Here is an 18,591-nt window from a genome sequence, read left to right as displayed (position 1 = left end):
TTAGGTCGTGCGCGTCGGCTCGGCGATGTCGGAGACGATCCGGTCGCTCAAGCGCTCGATGAGACCGACCTCGTCGTGCGCGACGCGCATCGCACGATCGAGCGACGGCACGCCGGTCGGCGCGTTCATGGAAACGGCCATGACGTAGAACTTGTCGGGCTGTGCGAACAGCGGCTCGACGTGCACGTCGCGCTGCGTGCCGTCATCGCCCGTGAACAGGAAGCGCACGCACGAGTGGGTGCAATGGCCCCCGACGATGTCCCAGGCCGGATTGGGCGGCGCGTAGTTGCGCAGCACCGCAGCCGGATCGAGTCCCTCCAGAGCCTGTATGGTGCCCGTGCCCTCGATCCGCACGCGATAGGGCGGCGCGATGTCGATGAGGGGGACCGTCTTGTGCAGGTCCGCTTGCATCTGCTCGAGCGCGTTGGTCGACACGTGAGCGCCGTTTTCGGAGACCTCGATGCGCGTCTGGTCGATGATCAGGGCGCGGCCTTTCGTGGCATCGGCGAACAGCACCCCGTTGGGGATCTGCGTGAGCGACGGATAGTCGCGCGACAACTCACGCAGCAGGTCGCCTTGCACGGACGCCGGCAGCGGCGCGCTCATCGTATTGCGATACAGCCCGACGGCGATCTTCGTGAACGTGAATGGTCCGAGTTTTATGGTGAGTTCTCCTAAGTCTGGCGCGCTCGTTTGCGGAGGTCCACGCGGCGGATCTTGCCGGAGATCGTCTTCGGCAGTTCGCTGACGAACTCGATCTCGCGCGGATATTTGTACGGCGCGGTCAACTTCTTGCAATGCTCCTGCAGTTCCGCCACGAGCTCGTCGCTTGGGGTGTGCCCAGGCGCCAGAATGACGAAGGCCTTGACGATCTCGCCGCGCAGCGGATCCGGCGCCCCCACCACCGCTGATTCGGCGACCGCCGCATGCTCGAGCAACGCGCTCTCGACCTCGAACGGTCCAATGCGGTAGGAGGCCGAGTTGATGACGTCGTCCGCGCGTCCGACGAACCACAGGTAGCCATCCTGGTCGCGCAGGGCGCGGTCGCCCGTGATGTACCAATCGCCGACGAACGATTTTTTCATCTCGTCCGGATTCTTCCAGTACTCTTGGAAGAGCCCGACCGGCCGCTGCGGCTTGACGCGCACGGCGATGTCGCCCTCCTTGCCGGGCGGCAGCACGGCGCCGCCATCATCGATGACCTGCACGTCGAAACCGGGCGTCGGCCTGCCCATCGAACCCGGCCGCACGTCCATAGGCGGAAAGTTCGCGCACAGCAGCGTCGTCTCTGTTTGACCGTAGCCGTCGCGGATGGTCAAGCCGGTGTGGCGCTTCCAAGTCTCGATCACTTCCGGGTTGAGCGGTTCGCCCGCGGCGACGCAGTGCCGCAGCGCCTTGGGCTTGAACGCGTCCAGCGGCTCCAGCACCAGCAGCCGGTAGACTGTGGGCGGCGCGCAAAACGTCGTGACGGGATAATGCGCCAACATCCGCAGGCATTGCGCCGCATCGAATTTGCCGGTCGCGTTGTGCACGAAGATCGCGGCGCCGCACAGCCATGGGCCGAACAAGCTGCTCCACGCCGCCTTCGCCCAGCCGTTGTCCGAGAGGTTCCAATGCAGATCCCCGGGCGTGAGATCGAGCCAGAATTTTCCGGTCGCGGTGTGGCCGAGCGGATACGATGCGTGGGTGTGCAGGACCATCTTCTGATTGCCGGTCGTGCCGGACGTGAAATACAGCAAGCACGGATCGGACGACTTCGTCTTGGCTGCGTTATCCACGTTCGGTTGCGATGCGAGCAGGCTGACGAACGAATACGCGCCGTTGCGACTTTCTCCGAGCACGATGACGTGCTTGAGCGTCGGGCACTGGTCGCGTATGTTCCACACCTTTTCCAAGTTCGCCGGATCGACGAATGCAGCCGCTGCTCCCGCCGCGTTCACGCGATAGACGATGTCCTTGGGCGTGAGCAGCGCGGTGCCGGGCATCGGCACGATGCCGGCACGGATGCAGCCGAGCATCGCTTCCCACCACTCAGGAATGCGCGGAGCGACGATCAAGGCGCGGTCGCCCGCCGCAAGACCAAGCGAACGGAGCGCGTTGGCGCAGCGCTTGGACGCGTCGCGGAAGTGCGCGAACGTGAAGTCTTCTCGGGTCTCGTCGTCATCCGCCCACGCCAAAGCGAGCTTGCCTTCGTCTTCGGCCCAGCGGTCGATCACGTCGCTCGTGAAGTTGAAGCGCTCGGGGACCTCGAGCCGGAAATCACGATATGCGCTCTCGTAATCGGTCATGTTCGACGTGCGCACACCCATATGACGCAAAAGCCTCCGCGCAGCGAAAACAGAAATTCAACAGAGGGATATGCTCTCGCGTCGGCACCGACCTCTGGGGTCCGAACTTCCACAGGGCGGAGGGAATGACCGATAACCCAAGAAGCGGCAAGACGACACATTCGCGGTTTTGAGAAGAGGCGTCATGGAGATCAAGCCCTTCACGGACAAGCCCATAAAGTTCATGGAGTACGATGGCCGGCCGGCCGGCGACGTCAGCGCGCTCGGCCTCACCAACGAGCAGCTCGTCGACATGTATCGCTGGCTCATCTACAATCGCGCGGTCGACGACCGCGGCTACATCCTCGTGCGCCAGGGCCGCGCCGGGTTCTATGCGCAGACCTCCGGTCAAGAAGCGTCGCAGATCGGCAGCGCGCTGCCGCTCCAAAAAGACGACTGGCTGTTCGGCGATCACCGCTCGCAGGGCAGCATGCTCGTCAAGGGACTTAGGGCCGCGGAGTGGTTCGCACACGTGTTGGGCCGCTCGCTCGACCCGACCAAAGGGCGCATGATGCCGCACGGCTCCGGCCGCGCCGATCTGCACATCGTTCCCGGATCGTCCACCGTCGGCAATCAGATCACCGAAGCGGTCGGCACCGCGATGGCTCAAAACATCAAGAAGAAGAAAGAGATCACGATCTGCTATTTCGGCGACGGCGCGACGAGCGAAGGCGACTTCCATGTCGGCATGAACTTCGCAGCGGTCTATAATTCGCCGATCATCCTGTTCTGCCAGAACAACCAATACGCGATCTCGGTCAGGCTGGAAGAGCAGACGCACACCAAGACGATCGCCGAGAAGGCGCACGCGTACGGCATGGAGGGTTACTTCGTGGACGGCAACGACGTGCTGGCCGTTTATGCGGTCACCAAGCATTGCGCGGACAAAGCGCGCGAGGGACGCGGGCCGAGCCTGATCGAGTCGTACACCTACCGCTATGGCCCCCACTCTTCGGCCGATGACGATAGCCGCTACCGTCCAAAAGGCGAACTGGAGATGTGGCGCTCGCAGCGCGACCCGATCACGCGTTTTCGGAATTTCTTGCAGCTCCGCAAGCTGTGGGACGACGAGAAAGACATCGCACTGCAAGCCCGGGTGAAAGACGAGCTTGCCGCCGCGCTCGAGGAAGCGGAGAAGAGCCCGCCGCCAGAACCGCTGACCGTGTTCGATCAGGTGTACGCGCAGTTGACGCCGCATCTCGAGTGGGAGCGCAGTGAGCTCGCCGCCGAGCTGGGCGTCTCGCAACAGGCCAGGTGACTAAGAGACCGCCATGACAACCGTTGAAGTTGAAAAAAAGCAGACCTACACGATGGTGCAGGCCATCCGCTCAGCGCTCATCGACGAGATGAGGCGCGATCCGAACGTCGTCACCCTCGGCGAGGACATCGGACCACGCGGTGGCGTGTTCTTGGTCACCGAAGGGCTGATCGACATGTTCGGCAAGGACCGCGTCATCGACACGCCGCTCGCCGAGTGCGGCATCATCGGCGCTGCGGTCGGCATGGCTCTGTACGGCTTGCGGCCGATCGCCGAGATCCAGTTCATCGATTTTCTGTATCCCGGCTTCGACATGTTCGTGTCGGAAGCGGCGAAGCTGCGTTACCGCTCCGCCGGACAGTTCAAGGTGCCGATGGTCGTCCGCTCGCCGTACGGCGGCGGTGTGCGCGGCGGCAACTACCACTCACAATCGCCGGAGGCGTACTACGTCGCGACGCCCGGCATCAAAGTCGTGGTGCCGAGCAATCCATACGACGCCAAAGGTCTACTCATCTCGTCGATCCGCGACGACGACCCCGTGATGTTCATGGAGCCTAAGAAGATCTATCGCGCGGTCAAGACCGAGCTGCCCGAAGGCCCGTATGAAGTGCCGCTCGGCAAGGCCGCGGTCGCGCGCGAAGGCAAGCACGTTTCGATCATCACGTTCGGTGCGATGGTGCCCGTGGCGCTCGAAGCGGCGACTGCGATGGAGAAAGAAGGCGTCCAGGTGGAGGTCATCGACCTGCGCACGCTTCAACCCTATGACACCGAGGCGATTCTGCAGTCGGTGGGCAAGACCGGCCACGCGGTGCTGCTTCAGGAAGCGCCCCGCATCGGCGGTTACGTCGCGGAGATCGCGGCATTCCTCGCGGAGCAGGCGATCGAACATCTCGAAGGGCCGATCGTCCGCGTGACGGGGTGGGATACGCCGTTCCCCTATGCGCTTGAGAAGGCGTATATGCCGAACGTCGAGCGCGTCGTCCGCGGGATCAAGAAAACGCTCAACTTCTAACCGACCGCGTCGCTTTTGTAGTGCCGGGGCTTTAGCCCCGGGAATTGGGGACTAAATGCCGGTCGAACTCGAAATGCCGGAACTGGCCGAGTCGGTCATCGAAGGCGAAATCGTCAAATGGCTCGTCAAAGAGGGCGAGCACGTCAAGTTGGATCAGCCGCTCGTCGAAGTCATGACCGACAAGGTGACGGTCGAGATCCCGTCTCCGATCGAGGGCATCTTGCTCAAGCAAGTGGCGCCCGAAGGCGCGGTCGTTCCGATCGGCAAGCCGATCGCGATCTTCGGCAAAGAAGGCGAGTCGCTCGCAAGCCCCGCGCCGGCCGAGACGGCTCCGGCTTCCGCCACCCCACCCCCCGAAGTGGTCGTGGGCGGCGAGGTCAAACCCAAGATCGAAGCACAAGCCCCTTTAGATAAAGTCGCGCCGGCGCGCGTCGGCAACGGACAGACGGGCGCGCCGGCCAAAGGGCCGTCTGAGACGGCTGCGATCGGCCCCTTCGGAAGGCCGCTCGCCACGCCGGCCGTCCGCAAGTTCGCGCGGGAACTCGGCGTCGATCTCAACCAGGTGCGCGGGTCAGGCGAAGGTGGGCGCATCCAACGAGAAGACGTTCAGCGCGTCGCCTCGTCCGGCGGCGCAGCTGCAGGCCAAGCCGCACAACCGAGACCGCAACCGGTCGGTGCCGGAGCCGCCGCGAGCGCCGGCGCCGCCGCGAGCGGCGAAACCGAGCGCGTGCCGCTGCGCGGCCTGCGCCGCGTCATCGCAGATCACATGATCCACTCCAAGCACACCGCCGCGCATACGCTCCACGTCGACGAAGCCGACGTCACCGAGCTCGTCGCCATGCGCAATCGTGCGAAGCAGATCGCCGCCGAGCGCGGCGTGAAGCTGACCTTCTTGCCGTTCTTCGTCAAGGCCGCATGCGCAGCGCTGATCAAACATCCGTACATGAACGCCTCGCTCGACGACGACAAGCACGAAATCGTGCTCAAGAAGGACTACAACATCGGGATCGCCGTCAATACCGAGGGCGGACTGGTCGTCCCCGTCATCCACAACGCCGATCGAAAGTCCATCTTCGACCTGGCGCGCGCCATCGCCGATCTCGCGGAAAAAGCCCGTGCAGGCAAGCTCGCGCACGACGACATCGCCGGCGGCACGTTCACCATCACCAACGTCGGCTCCGTCGGCGGCCTGTTCACGTTTCCGGTCATCAACTGGCCGGAAGTCGGCATTCTCGGAACGCACTCGATCCAGCAGCGCCCCGTCGTGCGCAACGATCAGATCGTCATCCGCGACATGACCTATCTGTCGATCTCGTTCGATCACCGGGTGGTCGACGGCGCAATCGCCGCGCAGTTCGTCAAAGACGTCGCCGAACTGCTCGCCGCTCCCGACGTCTTTCTTATGGAGAGCGGCTCATGGTAGCGAACAAGTACGACGCGATCGTCATCGGCGGAGGCCCGGGCGGCTATACCGCTGCGATCCGCTTGGGGCAACTGAAGAAGAAAGTGGTGTGCATCGAGCGCGAGCGTCTCGGCGGCGTCTGCCTCAACTGGGGATGCATGCCGAGCAAAGCGCTGCTCCACGTCGGAGAGGTCATAACGGCGGCACACGACCTCAAAGAGATGGGCGTCGAGTTCGGCGAGCCGCGGATCGACCTGGCGTCGCTCAACAAATGGAAGTCCAAGATGATCGACGACCTCGTCAACGGCGTCGGCACGCTCTTCAAGGCGAACAAAGTCGAGTATATGGTCGGCGAGGCCGAGCTGATCAACAAGATCACGGTGCGCGTCAAGAAAGCCGACGGACGCTTCGAAACGCTAGTGGGGGACGCCGTCGTGATCGCCACCGGGTCGGAGCCAGTGGCGCTTCCGGGCTTCAAACGCGACAGCAAGACGATCCTCAATTCCGACGACGCCGTGAGCCTCGCGGATCTGCCGAAGAGCATCCTCATCCTCGGCGCCGGGGTGATCGGTTTGGAATTCGCCACGATCTATCGACGGCTGGGCGCCGAAGTCACGGTCGTCGAGATGCTCGACCGCGCCCTCGCCGACACCGATCTCGAGATTTCGACGCTGCTGCTGCGCATCCTCAAGAAGCAGGGCATCAACGTCCACCTGAAGACGAAGGCCGCGGGCGTTGAGGTGGTGGGCTCGCGCGCGCGCGTCAAGCTCGAAGGCGAGATCAACGAGGCGCGCGAGTACGACAAAGTGCTCGTGGCGGTCGGCCGGCGGCCTCGCACCGGCGACCTGCGCCCCGAGTCGCTCGGCATAGCCATGGACGGCTTGTTCATCAAGGTCAACGAAAAGCGCGAAAGCGACGTGCCGGGCGTGTACGCCATCGGCGACTGCGCCGGCGCGCCGCTGCTCGCCCACAAAGCGATGAAGGAAGGCATCGTCGCAGCCGAAGTGATCGCCGGGCTGCCGGCGGCCTACGATCCGATCGCCGTCCCCAACTGCGTCTATACCGACCCGCAAGTGGCGACCGTCGGCTTGTCGGAAGAGCAGGCGAAGAGCGCGGGCTATGAGGTCAGCGTGGGCAAGTTCCGCCTCTCGGCGTTGGGGCGCGCGCGCACGGTCGGCATTTCGGACGGCATGGTCAAGATCGTCGCCGACAAGAAGACCGACCTCGTGCTTGGAGTGCATATCGTGTCGCCGACGGCCGAGTCGATGGTCGCGGAAGGCGTCGTCGCACTCGAGATGGGCGCGACCGTCGAGGACATCGGCTTGTCGATACATCCGCACCCGACGTTCTCTGAGTCCATCATGGAAGCTGCGGAAGCGCTCCACGGCAAGTCGATCCACATGGCCAACGTCACGGCCCCGATACCAACGCCGGCGAAGACGTGACCGTCAGCCTTTTCGATCTCGGCTTCATCCGCTTCAAAGAGGCATGGGATGTGCAGCGGCACATCCACGCGGAACGGGTCGCCGGCATGGTAGGCGACGCGCTGCTGTTCTGCGAGCATGCGCCGGTGATCACGATGGGCAAGTCGGGTCGCAGGCACAACCTGCTCGTCTCGCAAGAAGAACTGCGTCGCCGCAACGTCGAGTACTACGATATCGAACGCGGCGGGGACCTCACCTATCACGGGCCCGGCCAATTGGTCTGCTATCCGATCTTCAAGCTCGCGCGGCTGCGCGAGGTGCAAGGCTTCGTGCGCAAGATGGAACTCAGCATCATCAAAGCGATGAACGCGTTCGGGGTGAAGGGGGAACAGCGCCAAGCGCATGCTGGCGTGTTCGTAGGGTCCGCCAAGATCGCGTCGATCGGAGCTGCCGTTCAGGGCGGGGTGACTTTCCACGGTTTCGCCCTCGACGTCATCACCGATCTCAGCTACTTCCAACTGATCAATCCGTGCGGCATGCCCGACGTCCAGGTGACATCGCTTTCGAGAGAAGCGGGCCGCGAGGTGCGGATCGGCGAAGTCAAGCCTCCTATGCGCGCCGCCCTGGAAGAAGTGTTTGAGATCAAGCTCGCCCCCACCGCGGCGCAGGCGATCGGGACTCTGTAGATGATCGCGCGAAAACCCGAATGGCTCAAAGTCAGGCTGCCGAGCGGCACGAACTACGAGAAGCTGCGCTCGATCGTCAAGGAGCGCGGCCTGCACACCGTGTGTCAGGAAGCGATGTGCCCGAACATCGCCGAGTGTTGGGGCGTCGGCACCGCGACCTTCATGATCTTGGGCGACACGTGCACGCGCGGCTGCCGTTTTTGCAACGTGAAGACGGGCCTTCCCAACGCCATCGATCCCCTCGAGGCGGTAAAGCTCGCGCAATCGATCGAGGATCTTGGGCTGAACTACACGGTCATCACCTGCGTCGATCGCGACGACTTGCCTGACGGCGGCGCGCTGCAGATGGCCGAAGCGATCCGCGCGATCCACCACCGCACGCCGCACGTCAAAGTCGAAGTGCTGACGTCGGATTATCGCGGCGACGTCGCCGCGCTGCGCACGGTGATCGATGCCAATCCGGAAGTTTTCGCGCACAACATCGAAACGACCCGGGCGCTCACTCCGCACGTGCGCGACCGCCGCTGCGGCTACGACCAATCCTTGAACGTGCTCGCGAACGCCAAAGCCATGCGCCCGCAGAAATTCACCAAGTCGAGCATCATGCTCGGCCTCGGCGAGAGCGACGAGGACGTGCTGCAGACAGCGAGCGATCTGCGCAACGTCGGCGTGGACATCATCACGTTCGGTCAGTACCTGCAGCCCACGCACCGCCACCTCAAGGTCGTCGAGTTCGTCTCGCCGGAGAAGTTCCGATGGTTCGCGCAAGCGGTGAAGCCGCTGGGATTCCACCAAGTGGTCTCCGGCCCACTCGTGCGTTCTTCGTACCACGCCGAGCAAGCATTCGCGACGACGATGTGATTCCCGGGGCTAAAGCCCCGGCACTACAGCATCGCAACGTCGCCGAGGGTCACGCGAACGGGTCCGCTCGTGGTGTCCAGCAACAAAGCGCCGTCATCCGCGACCCCACGGGCTATGCCTTCGTGCAGCAGCGCGCCGCCCGCGGCGCGGACGCTCAGGCGCAGGCCTTCAAGCTTGGCGCCGCGCGCCCAATCGGCGATGATCCCCTTAGGGCGCTCAAGCAGGCGGTCGTACTCCCGCTCGTAGCACTGCAACAAACCAGCGGCCAAAACAGTCCTATCGATACGGTGGCCGGCTACGTCCGATAACCAGGCCGCTGTTCCCGCGAGGGCGGATGGAACTGCGGCGGGCCGATTCACATTAATTCCGACGCCGATCACCATCCGCGAGGCCGCTCCAATCGTTTCGCCTTCAACGAGGATGCCTGCCAATTTGCCGTCGCTCGTGACTAGGTCGTTGGGCCACTTGAAGTCCGGCCGGAAGCCGGTCAGCCTCTCGATGGTTTGGGCGGCGGCGAGCGCGGCCCAAAACCCCAGCGCCGGAAGCGTTTGCTGCGAAAGAGGGGTTGGCAGAATCGTGGACAGGAGCAGTCCCGAGCCCACAGGGGACGTCCACGGACGTCCGGCACGGCCGCGTCCAGCCCGCTGCTCTTCCGCGAGGATCGTCAGTCCTGCGGAACCGCGCGATCGCATGGCACGCAACGCGCTGGAATTCGTGGAATCAAGCTCCGCTTGGCACTGTACTTTTCGGAATCTTACCAGGTGAGCAACCGCCGCTGCCAGGGCTGCAGCGTCGATCGGCAACAAACGATCCTCGCTTTCAGAACGAGTCACGCGAAGATCCGCTTTCGAGCACACATCATCGGGAGGATTTACCCGTGTCGCGCAAACTGACGATCAAAGAACTCGCTGCCGCCCTGGGCGTTTCTGTTCCAACGCTTCGAAAATATGGCGAATGCGGCCTCTTACCCACATCGCCGAGATTAATAGCTAGGACTCAAGCCTAAGACCGGCTAAGATTCCGAGCGGCTCATGCGGCCGGCGCCATTCGCGCCGGCCGCTCTAGCGAACGGAGCGATTCGTTGGAACGAACCCTCATTCTGGTCAAGCCGGACGGCGTGCAGCGCGGCCTCGTGGGCGAAATCATCGCTCGTTTCGAGCGTCGCGGGCTACAGATCGTCGGGCTCAAATTCCTGCGCGTCTCCAAGACGTTGGCGAGGGAGCACTACCAAGAACACGTAGGCAAGCCGTTCTTCAAAGGTTTGGTCGAGTACATCACCGGCTCTCCCATCGCGGCGATGGTGGTGCAGGGATCGAACGCCGTGGAACTCTGCCGCACGACGATCGGCGCGACAAATCCGGTCGCCGCGACGCCCGGTTCTATCCGCGGCGACTTCGGCGTCGACGTCGGCCGCAATCTCGTGCACGGTTCGGACAGCGCGCGCAGCGCCAAGCGTGAGATCAAACTGTTCTTCAAAGCCGCCGAACTGCACGCGTACAATCGTTCTATGTCGCGCTGGATCGTGGAGTGACGCCAAGCGCCCGGATAAACTCTCTGCACGCCCGCGAGATCCTCGATTCACGGGGCAATCCGACGCTGCGCGTGCGCGTCGTCACCGATGACGGCATTGCGGGCGAAGCCTCCGTTCCGTCCGGAGCGTCGACCGGCTCCCACGAAGCGCTGGAGTTGCGCGATGGCGATCCCAAGCGCTACGGCGGCAAGGGCGTGCTCCGCGCGGCCGAACATGTGGAAACCACGATCGCGCAAGTAGTACGCGGCATGCCGATCGCGGATCAAAGCGTCATCGATCGTGCGATGATCGAACTCGACGGAACGCCCAATAAGAGCCGTCTGGGAGCGAATGCGATTCTCGGCGTCTCGCTCGCGTGCGCGCACGCGGCAGCAGCGAGCGCCGGCGTACCGCTCTATCGTCAGCTCGGCGCGGGCACGACCATGCCGGTGCCGATGATGAACGTCATCAACGGCGGCAAACATGCCGAAGGCGCGCTGCAATTCCAAGAGTGCATGATCGTGCCGGTCGGAGCGCCGACGCTGCGCGAGGCGATCCGCTGGGGCTCGGAGGTCTTTCACGCGCTGGGCCGGTTGCTCCACGATCGCGGACTGCCGACGACGGTGGGCGACGAAGGCGGGTACGCTCCGCCGCTGCGCCACATCGACGAGGCGTTGGGGCTCATGGTCGAAGCGATCGCCAAGGCCGGCTATCGGCCAGGCGTTCAGGTGGCGCTCGCGCTCGATCCGGCGGCGAGCGAATTCAGGCAGAAGGACGGGTATGTCGCCGAAACCGGAGCGAAGCCGCTCTCGGCGAGCGAGATGATCTCGCTCTACGAGCGTCTGCTTGGCGCGTTTCCTATCGTCAGCATCGAAGACGGACTTGCCGAGGACGATTGGGCCGGTTGGAAAGAGATGACGGCGCGCATCGGATCGCGCGTGCAATTGGTGGGCGACGATCTGTTCGTGACCAACGTCGAGTTCTTGCAGCGCGGCATCGACGAGCACGTCGCCAATGCTATCCTCATCAAAGTCAACCAGATCGGCACGCTGACCGAGACGATAGAGTGCGTGCGCATGGCCCAACGCGCGGGATACGGGGCGGTCATCTCGCACCGCTCCGGTGAGACCGCCGATACCACGATCGCCGACTTGGCTGTCGCGCTCGACGCCGGACAGATCAAGACGGGTTCCTTGTCGCGCAGCGATCGCGTGGAGAAGTACAACCGGCTGATGGCGATCGAAGAAGAACTGGGCGCAGCTTCGCGTTATCCGACGCGCCGGGCGGGTTGACGCCATTGCCGCTAGTTCCTATACTAAGGAAGTGCGGCAAACCAGCCTGCTTGGGCCTGTAGCTCAGTTGGTTAGAGCGGCCGGCTCATAACCGGTTGGTCGCAGGTTCAAGTCCTGCCGGGCCCACCAGTCAGACGCCATGATGGATCGAGCCCCCATCGTCTAGAGGCCTAGGACACCGCCCTTTCAAGGCGGCGACAGGGATTCGAATTCCCTTGGGGGTAAATTTTTACGGCCGGACCTTTGGGTCCGGCTTTTTTCTTCTAGGGCGCGGAGATGGCGAGCGAGGACAAGAGTCTGCGGATACCCGACCAACGCATTGAAAATAACCCCGTGTGTTGGGGTCGCAGACGCTTTGGCTGAGCGCTGCGACCCCAGTGTTGCCCCGGTACGGTTGGTCTGCAGGAGGAGTCATTCAAACCTAGCCGGGGACTCGTTGAGCCCTCGCTCACGCTCACTCGAGGTAACCTTCATCTTAGCACCACGGTACGTGCCAGACGTGATACTCTTGTGCACGGAAAGCCTTATAGAATGCCGCTGTAACTGTGGTACCATTCCGGCTTATTGTGACGCAGCCAACATGTAGTGCCGGGGCTTTAGCCCCGGAAATGCCTTCGCGCGGTGCGAAAGGCATGAATGTGATTCCAACTCCCAACCGCGCGACGCGCATAGCCGGCTTCGTCAACATTTGTGTGCTGCTCTGCGCGTGCAGTAGCGGCGCAACGGCGTCGTTGAATCCGCAAAACCCGGGTCCCAATCCATCGCCCACGACGGTAGCCCATTTCAGTACGCTGCCGCCGGGTTCGGTGCTGCCCGGCGACGCGACGTGCGCCGCCGAAGTGAAAACGCGCTCCGAAAACAAGCGCATGAACGTGACTTTCGATGCGACGCGCGGCAGTCAATCGTTGTCGAGCAGCTTCTTTGGAAGCGCCGACGATCCGCGCGCCGACGGCGTCATCGCGCCGCGAGTCACCGGCAACTACGCCGGCACGACTGATGAGATCTTGCAATGGGCTGCGTGCAAGTGGGGCATCGACGAGGATGTCGTCCGCGCGCAAGCAGCGATCGAGTCGTGGTGGCGTCAGACCGCGCTTGGCGATTTCGGCACCGACCCGACGCAGTGCCCTCCGGCTCATGGGCTTGGTGTGGACGGCACACCGGGGCAATGTCCGCAAAGCTATGGCGTCTTGCAGAATCGATGGCCGTTCGAACAATCGTCGTGGCCCGGCATAGCGCAATCCACGGCGTTCAACGCGGACACCGCGTACGCGATCTGGCGCACGTGCTTCGAAGGCTACGAGTTATGGTTGAACAGCGTCGAGCACGGTCAGACCTATGCGGCGGGCGATCAATGGGGCTGCGTGGGCAGATGGTTCGCCGGAAGATGGCACACGCCGGCGGCGGACGGATACATCGCCAACGTCCAGTCGTATCTATCCCAGCGCATTTGGGAGACGCCGAACTTCCAAGAGCCCTGAGATGGGATAATCGCGCTACGCTCGCGTAGTCCTCACGCGCGGGCGGATAGCTCAGTTGGTAGAGCACCTCCCTTACAAGGAGGGGGTCACAGGTTCGAGCCCTGTTTCGCCCAAGCAAAGTCTGTCGGACTGCTGTCGGACGGCGCCCTGCTATCGTGTATGGGGGTGCCCACCCATGTCTGGAAGGACGAAATGCTGAGATCAATCTTCGCCGCCACGTCAGTCATGACAGTAGTCGCGCTGGCTTCTCCGGCTCTTTGCAATGTGCCCTCAAGCCCCGGGCCCGTCCACGTGCAAGGGTTTTGGTTGAACGGCACATTTAGCGCAAATCCATCGAGTTATGGAGGCCGCTGTGGAACCGGGTTTTTCATCACCTACACCGGCATCATTACCGGTACACGCGGCGCACATATCGGCTACAGATTCCAATATGGCGGTACCGAAAGCGCACCGGTGTACATGACGTTGGACGCGCCGAGCATTACGGTCTTTGATCGCAAGCACTTCACCACCCAAGCGCGCCAGCCGGTCGCACGCTATGACGAAAGCCTCGAAATACTGCTAGCCCCAGTCCCACCTGCTAAGTTCCCAATTCTCTGGACCACAAAGGTGGCGAGAGCGAGTTCGCAGTGCACGCAGTTTCAACCGCCCCAACATTAGGGTGATGCGGTGCGGGCGAGCGTAGGGAGCGCCGGAATGAAGTAGTACGCGCCGGTGAGCGGAACCGAGAAGCGTGTGAGCGCGTCGCGGACGCCGTCCCCGACGCCCGCCATGCGCTCCAGCATCCGCTGCAGACGATGCTGCTGTTTGGCGAAGCCGACAAACACCGTGCCGTGATCGCCAACACTGCCGTAGGCCGTGTTGCGGCGAAATATCTTGAGCTCTTCTCCGTTCTCCTCGAGCGTCGTGCGCGCGACGTGCGAGTCGGCCGGCATATGAGCCTCATCAATCTCGATGCTCTCAGCCTTAGTGCGGCCGATGATACGCTCTTGCGCTTCGACCGGCAGCGCGCGCCACGCGCTGGCCTCGTGCTTCCATTGTTGGAACAGCAAGATGCTTCCGCCCGCGCCAGGCTCGCCGTCGGGGATGAGCGCCACATCGGGTGCTTCCACAAGCGTCGGATTCTCCGTGCCGTCTTGGAAACCGGTGAGATCGCGGTTGTGTTGATACGTCCAACCGGTCAACTCGCGCACCGGTGCCGCAATGGGCTTGAGGTGGTCGACCACGGTGGCCGCGACGTCGAACACGCCGTCATACGAGGCTCCAGCGATCCAGATGAAGATGTCGGTCTGCGTCGCGGGCATCGTGTAGCCATCCGGGCCGATGAGGGCGCTCTTAAAGGAAGCCGCATCTGACGGCGCGTCGGCGGGCGCGACAGCGCGCCACAACTCGGGCCGAAAACCGACGACGAGATTGACGCCCTCGGTCGTCTTGCGGGGATCGTGCATGTCAGCGACCGCGGAGACCGCATCCTTTGCTGATGCGCCGCTGCGCAATGCGAATTCCATGTAGCTATGCGAAGCGTCGCCCAGCGAAAAGATGCCCATCTGCGGGGTGTTCATCGGGCGTGGTGTATTGGAGAGCGGTGTAGGCCCGACCTGGGCAACGGAACCAGGCGCGAGTCGCTCAGGCCTGTAACTCATTGGTCGGATGAGTTGGATTCTGAGGAAGAGTGCGCTTTCGTTCGCCGGCGTCGCGGCGCTGGCGCTTGTCCTCGGCGCGTGCGCGCAGCGAAGCGAGCTGGCGGGCACGCCTGTCCCCGGCCTCATCGGCACGACCGAGCTTGACGCCGGCGCACACGTCACCGGCCTCGCGGTCGCCGACAATGGTGACGTTTGGCTCGCGACGACCAACTATGGCAACGGACCCTCGGGCGCGATCCGCGTCGAGGCCAACGGCGCCGTCAAACGCTTCCCGCGCATCGAGTCGTTCAATCGAGTGGCGGTCGATTCCGCGGGCAGTGCTTGGTTCACGGTAGGGGCTGGGTCTGCCGGTCAGCAGCCGAAAATCGTGAGGATAGAGCGCACCGGCCGAGTGCACGATTTCGCGCTGCCCCCGGAGGGAAACTTTCAAGGCATCACGATCGGCTCCGACGGAGCACCATGGTTTGCAGACGCCGCCACGGGCGAGATCTGGCGCATCTCCTCCGACGGTTCCTTGACGCACTACAGCGCGGCGACCAGCGACGCAGACGAACTCGCCGACGACACCAAGGGCGACCTTTGGTTCACGGAAACGAACGGCAATCAAATCGGGCGGCTTCATACGGCGGACGGCACGCTGAAAGAGTTCCGGATCCCGACGCTCGCAAGCCGGCCCGCGGGCATCGCGCTCGGCGCCGACGGCAACATCTGGTTTTGCGAATCGGCGGCCGACAAGATCGGGCGCATTACTCGCGCCGGCACGATCGCCGAATTTCGGATCCCGACGTCGGGCGCGTGGCCCGTCGGCATAGCACCGGCCCACGACGGGGCGCTGTGGTTCACGGAATTGACGACCGGGAAGATCGGCCGCATCACGGCTACGGGAACGATCACGGAGTACGTCGCGCCGGGCGGTGGGCAGCCTGGACCGATCGCTCGCGCCGCCGACGGCAGCCTCTGGTTCGTCAGCAACGGCAAACAGGGGGCGCTTGGTCTTTCGACCTCGCGCGGCCGGCTGGCGCATTTCTCGCCGAAGCGATAGAAGTTCTTCCGAGCTTCGCTCGGAACGCTACATGCTAACGGAAGCGTGGGCGAGCAGCGCGCTCGAGCTCGCAGCATCGGCCGGGTACGACGCGATGCCGATGCTGACGCGGGCCCGCGCTTTCGAGGATCGGAGAATTTTCTCGAGGCGCTTCGCGATGGCGCCGGCCCCTTCGCGATTCGCGTGAGCGAGTACGAGCACGTAGTCCGAATCGCGCCGCCCAACCCCATCGCCCTCGCGCACAGCGCCCGCGAGCAGCCGGCTGATGAGCGCTTCGTCGGCATCGGGCGCGCGCACGAGCACAATTGAGAAAAGCGCTCCGCTTGCCTTGCACCACGCGATTTCATCGTCGATGAGCGCCCGGGCTTCAACGCGCCGGACGCCGGCGCGATCCTTTGACTGCTGCTTTACGCGAGCAGCGGCGACGTGGGGTCGCAGACGGCGCGTGGCGTGGTCGCGATCGTCCGCTGCGCGGGGCTGACCGGCGGCGCGCGCGGGAGCAGCCTCGGAGCTTCCCGGCCAATCCGCCGGCAGCCGCCCGGCGCGAAAAGCGCTGCGTTCGAACACGCTAAAGCGCGGAGGCAGCTCCTCGGGCAGAACTGCCGGATCGTCGACCGCAAGCGCGACGGAGGAACCGCCGAGCAACGCGACCGCCGCATCCGCCACCGACCGCTCGTTCGCAGCAAGCGGCACGACACACGCTTCGAAACCGTAGGTCCCCGCGAGCGCGGCGCGCAGTGCCGCGGCGCGGGATGAGTGCTGCACGCGGTAACCGGCGGCCTCCAGCGTCTTGCCAGCGGCGCGGCACTCCGCGCACGGACGGGTGCCGTCGCACGCAACGCAGGTCACGTTGACGGTCAGCATAAAAAGAGCACGGTGGGCACGCGTCGGCTTTCGACGGCATTTGTGAGCCCCCATCCAACAGGATCGATACGCTTTGGCTAGAGGCGCTCGCGCCGGAGTCAAGCTCCTCGCCGCGCTCGGCGCGCTGAGCGTCGTCGTGTTCGGCGGTCGCATCGCGGCGGCGGACCCCACGTGGACGTCGCCCGGGTTCACTGCGCTTTCCGCGTCGGAGGCGGCGACTGACCTTGCCGGCGCGAAGCTGCTCATCCGGCAAGGAAGAGCTTTGCTCGCCGTTCCGGCGCTGCGCGCGGATCATCAACGCGACCCGGCCAACGATCAGATCACGATCGCGCTCGCACAGGCGCTGGCGTTCAGCGGCGAACACGGTCAAGCGATCGCGTTGCTCGGCGACGTCATCCTTGCGCATCCGGCGGACGTGTCCGCGCGCGCCGCGCTCGGACAGGCGTACGCGCTCAACGGCGATTTCAACGCAGCTGAGGCGCAGTTCCGCGTCGCGTTGGATGCAGATCCTCGCGACGTCGACGCGCAAAACGGTCTTGCCCATGCGTACGCACTCGAGGGCCGCGCCGTAGATGCACGTCGTTTGTACGACGCGGTGCTCGCGCAGCATGCCGACAACGCCGACGCACTTGTCGGGCGCGGAGCAGTTGAGGCGCTCGACGGCAAACTGCACGTCGCGCGCGCCGACTACCGCAGCGCGCTTGCGTTGGAGCCGGAAAACGTGCAGGCCGGCGTCGAACTCGCGCGCATCGAGCTTGGCCTTGGCGATTACGCGGCGAGCGTTGCGCTGGTGGATCGCGCGCTGAGCACCATGCCGGACGACGCCGACGCCACCGCGCTTAGGCTAGAATTGCGACGCAGGTTGGCGCCGACGCTCGACCTTGCCGGCGCGCAGACGATCGGCAACGGCATTGCGCAATCGCGCAGCGCGTTCGCGCCGCGCTGGTTCGTCAACCCGCGCTTGCAGCTGGGCGTTGAAGCATCGCGCTTCACGCTTTCGCACGGCAGCGCGCAGACAAGCGCGGATCGCTTCGGCGTGACCGCCGCGTATGGACGCAGCGCCGCTGGGAACGTGCGCGTCGCAGTGGACCGCTCGCAGTTCACCGGCTGGGGCTCGACGATCGATGCTTCGGCGATCCTTGCCGGCGTGCAAGGGGGGACCGACTATCGGGTGGGCTTCCAAAGCGGCGGCATCGATGCGGCCGCCGGCGCACAAGAGAACCTCATCGCGCCGTACGGAGCGGGCCTTCGCGTGAATAATCTCTTCGCCGACATCGGCACGACATCGAGGAACTACGGGTTTCACGCGCACGCGATTTTTGGCGGTTACAGCGACACCAACCGGTATCGGGAATTGGATTTCGACGTCGACCGCCGGTTCGCGTTGGGCGACACGGCTCTTGTCACGCTCAGCGCGGCTGAGCGCGCCGCCGGCTTCCGGGAGAACTACTCAGCGGTGAGCTCGCACGGTTACTACGACTACACTGCGCAAAGCGACGTCACGCTTTCCGCGCTGGCGAGCGCGAGACTCGGCGCTCGCACAAGCGCCGGCGTGCTCGCTTTGCTCGGGCAGCGCCACACGATAGTGCTTGCAGGCAGCAGCGGCGCTCAACCATTCTCGCGCTTCGAGCCCTACGTCGCCATCAACGCTGGAGGCCTGACCTTCGGGGCGTCCGACAGCATCTCGCGCTACGGCAGCGCGCCCCGGGTGCCGAACTACTATAGCAATGCGCTGCGGGTAGACGTGCGGCTACGCATGTGAAACCTTTGCACCGGGACGCGGGTATCGAGC

At 64.1% G+C, this 18,591-nt stretch carries 16 protein-coding genes and 3 tRNA genes; 14 read left to right on the top strand and 5 right to left on the bottom strand.

All coding sequences use genetic code 11. From position 1 onward, the window contains the following. Both VN934_11390 and VN934_11385 read right to left on the bottom strand, forming a co-directional pair. Positions 1-606 (bottom strand): hypothetical protein, encoded by a 606-nt coding sequence (locus VN934_11390; protein ID HXM19394.1) that lies wholly within the window; start codon positions 604-606, stop codon positions 1-3. A 68-nt stretch (positions 607-674) separates the two neighbouring features. Further along, complete coding sequence (locus VN934_11385; GenBank protein HXM19393.1) at positions 675-2,309, bottom strand: AMP-binding protein; 1,635 nt, start codon at positions 2,307-2,309, stop codon at positions 675-677. Between the two features lie 163 nt (positions 2,310-2,472). Here VN934_11385 and VN934_11380 point away from each other — a divergent pair, with 163 nt between their 5' ends. The 6 genes from VN934_11380 to lipA are packed head-to-tail and all read left to right on the top strand — an operon-like array spanning position 2,473 to position 8,970. Beyond that, positions 2,473-3,585 carry a thiamine pyrophosphate-dependent enzyme gene (locus tag VN934_11380; GenBank protein HXM19392.1) on the top strand — a complete coding sequence of 371 codons (1,113 nt, stop codon included), beginning with the start codon at positions 2,473-2,475 and terminating at the stop codon, positions 3,583-3,585. 13 nt (positions 3,586-3,598) lie between these two features. Further along, entirely contained in the window at positions 3,599-4,597 is a 999-nt protein-coding gene (locus VN934_11375) for an alpha-ketoacid dehydrogenase subunit beta (GenBank protein ID HXM19391.1), read from the top strand. Between the two features lie 55 nt (positions 4,598-4,652). Further along, positions 4,653-6,020 carry a dihydrolipoamide acetyltransferase family protein gene (locus VN934_11370; GenBank protein ID HXM19390.1) on the top strand — a complete coding sequence of 456 codons (1,368 nt, stop codon included), beginning with the start codon at positions 4,653-4,655 and terminating at the stop codon, positions 6,018-6,020. Continuing rightward, positions 6,014-7,444, top strand: coding sequence for a dihydrolipoyl dehydrogenase (lpdA, locus tag VN934_11365; protein HXM19389.1), 1,431 nt, complete (start codon positions 6,014-6,016; stop codon positions 7,442-7,444). Before VN934_11370 ends, lpdA begins: the two co-directional genes overlap by 7 nt. Beyond that, positions 7,441-8,109, top strand: coding sequence for a lipoyl(octanoyl) transferase LipB (gene lipB / locus VN934_11360; GenBank protein HXM19388.1), 669 nt, complete (start codon positions 7,441-7,443; stop codon positions 8,107-8,109). The genes lpdA and lipB overlap by 4 nt, the downstream gene beginning before the upstream one ends. Continuing rightward, a complete protein-coding gene (gene lipA / locus VN934_11355) occupies positions 8,110-8,970 on the top strand; it encodes a lipoyl synthase (GenBank protein HXM19387.1) in 861 nt (286 codons plus the stop codon). Positions 8,971-8,993: 23 nt separating this feature from the next. Here lipA and VN934_11350 read toward each other — a convergent pair whose 3' ends face one another. Continuing rightward, a complete protein-coding gene (locus VN934_11350) occupies positions 8,994-9,803 on the bottom strand; it encodes a biotin--[acetyl-CoA-carboxylase] ligase (GenBank protein HXM19386.1) in 810 nt (269 codons plus the stop codon). Positions 9,804-10,051: 248 nt separating this feature from the next. On the opposite strand from VN934_11350, the gene ndk reads away from it, so the two are divergent. The 6 genes from ndk to VN934_11320 all read left to right on the top strand — a co-directional run bounded on the left by ndk (position 10,052) and on the right by VN934_11320 (position 13,363). Continuing rightward, a complete protein-coding gene (ndk, locus tag VN934_11345) occupies positions 10,052-10,501 on the top strand; it encodes a nucleoside-diphosphate kinase (protein ID HXM19385.1) in 450 nt (149 codons plus the stop codon). A 14-nt stretch (positions 10,502-10,515) separates the two neighbouring features. Then, a complete protein-coding gene (eno, locus tag VN934_11340; GenBank protein HXM19384.1) occupies positions 10,516-11,772 on the top strand; it encodes a phosphopyruvate hydratase in 1,257 nt (418 codons plus the stop codon). 52 nt (positions 11,773-11,824) lie between these two features. Next, a tRNA-Ile gene (locus VN934_11335) sits at positions 11,825-11,901 on the top strand. Between the two features lie 22 nt (positions 11,902-11,923). Then, positions 11,924-11,996 (top strand) — tRNA-Glu (locus VN934_11330). A 414-nt stretch (positions 11,997-12,410) separates the two neighbouring features. Beyond that, positions 12,411-13,250 (top strand): hypothetical protein, encoded by an 840-nt coding sequence (locus VN934_11325; protein ID HXM19383.1) that lies wholly within the window; start codon positions 12,411-12,413, stop codon positions 13,248-13,250. Positions 13,251-13,290: 40 nt separating this feature from the next. Then, positions 13,291-13,363: transfer RNA gene (locus tag VN934_11320), tRNA-Val, on the top strand. Between the two features lie 543 nt (positions 13,364-13,906). Here the strand turns inward: VN934_11320 and VN934_11315 are convergent. Further along, complete coding sequence (locus tag VN934_11315) at positions 13,907-14,797, bottom strand: Dyp-type peroxidase (GenBank protein HXM19382.1); 891 nt, start codon at positions 14,795-14,797, stop codon at positions 13,907-13,909. 103 nt (positions 14,798-14,900) lie between these two features. Between VN934_11315 and VN934_11310 the strand changes: the two genes are divergently transcribed. Continuing rightward, positions 14,901-15,935 (top strand): hypothetical protein, encoded by a 1,035-nt coding sequence (locus tag VN934_11310; GenBank protein ID HXM19381.1) that lies wholly within the window; start codon positions 14,901-14,903, stop codon positions 15,933-15,935. Positions 15,936-15,962: 27 nt separating this feature from the next. Here VN934_11310 and VN934_11305 read toward each other — a convergent pair whose 3' ends face one another. Beyond that, positions 15,963-16,799: a hypothetical protein gene (locus VN934_11305; GenBank protein HXM19380.1), complete on the bottom strand. Its 837-nt coding sequence runs from the start codon at positions 16,797-16,799 to the stop codon at positions 15,963-15,965. A 73-nt stretch (positions 16,800-16,872) separates the two neighbouring features. Here VN934_11305 and VN934_11300 point away from each other — a divergent pair, with 73 nt between their 5' ends. Beyond that, positions 16,873-18,561: a tetratricopeptide repeat protein gene (locus VN934_11300; GenBank protein ID HXM19379.1), complete on the top strand. Its 1,689-nt coding sequence runs from the start codon at positions 16,873-16,875 to the stop codon at positions 18,559-18,561. Positions 18,562-18,591: the final 30 nt, after the last annotated feature.

It is taken from the genome of Candidatus Tumulicola sp., from assembly GCA_035601835.1.
GTDB lineage: Bacteria > Vulcanimicrobiota > Vulcanimicrobiia > Eremiobacterales > Eremiobacteraceae > DATNNM01.
The sequence above is the reverse complement of the archived record's forward strand: the minus strand, read 5'-3'. Positions and strand labels throughout refer to the sequence as shown.

Excerpts from the sequence above, each read along its gene's own strand:
- VN934_11390 (HXM19394.1), bottom strand. The coding sequence starts at position 606 with ATGAGCGCGCCGCTGCCGGCGTCCGTGCAAGGCGACCTGCTGCGTGAG.
- VN934_11385 (HXM19393.1), bottom strand. The coding sequence starts at position 2,309 with ATGGGTGTGCGCACGTCGAACATGACCGATTACGAGAGCGCATATCGT.
- VN934_11380 (HXM19392.1), top strand. The coding sequence starts at position 2,473 with ATGGAGATCAAGCCCTTCACGGACAAGCCCATAAAGTTCATGGAGTAC.
- VN934_11375 (HXM19391.1), top strand. The coding sequence starts at position 3,599 with ATGACAACCGTTGAAGTTGAAAAAAAGCAGACCTACACGATGGTGCAG.
- VN934_11370 (HXM19390.1), top strand. The coding sequence starts at position 4,653 with ATGCCGGTCGAACTCGAAATGCCGGAACTGGCCGAGTCGGTCATCGAA.
- lpdA (HXM19389.1), top strand. The coding sequence starts at position 6,014 with ATGGTAGCGAACAAGTACGACGCGATCGTCATCGGCGGAGGCCCGGGC.
- lipA (HXM19387.1), top strand. The coding sequence starts at position 8,110 with ATGATCGCGCGAAAACCCGAATGGCTCAAAGTCAGGCTGCCGAGCGGC.
- VN934_11315 (HXM19382.1), bottom strand. The coding sequence starts at position 14,797 with ATGGGCATCTTTTCGCTGGGCGACGCTTCGCATAGCTACATGGAATTC.
- VN934_11310 (HXM19381.1), top strand. The coding sequence starts at position 14,901 with ATGAGTTGGATTCTGAGGAAGAGTGCGCTTTCGTTCGCCGGCGTCGCG.
- VN934_11305 (HXM19380.1), bottom strand. The coding sequence starts at position 16,799 with ATGCTGACCGTCAACGTGACCTGCGTTGCGTGCGACGGCACCCGTCCG.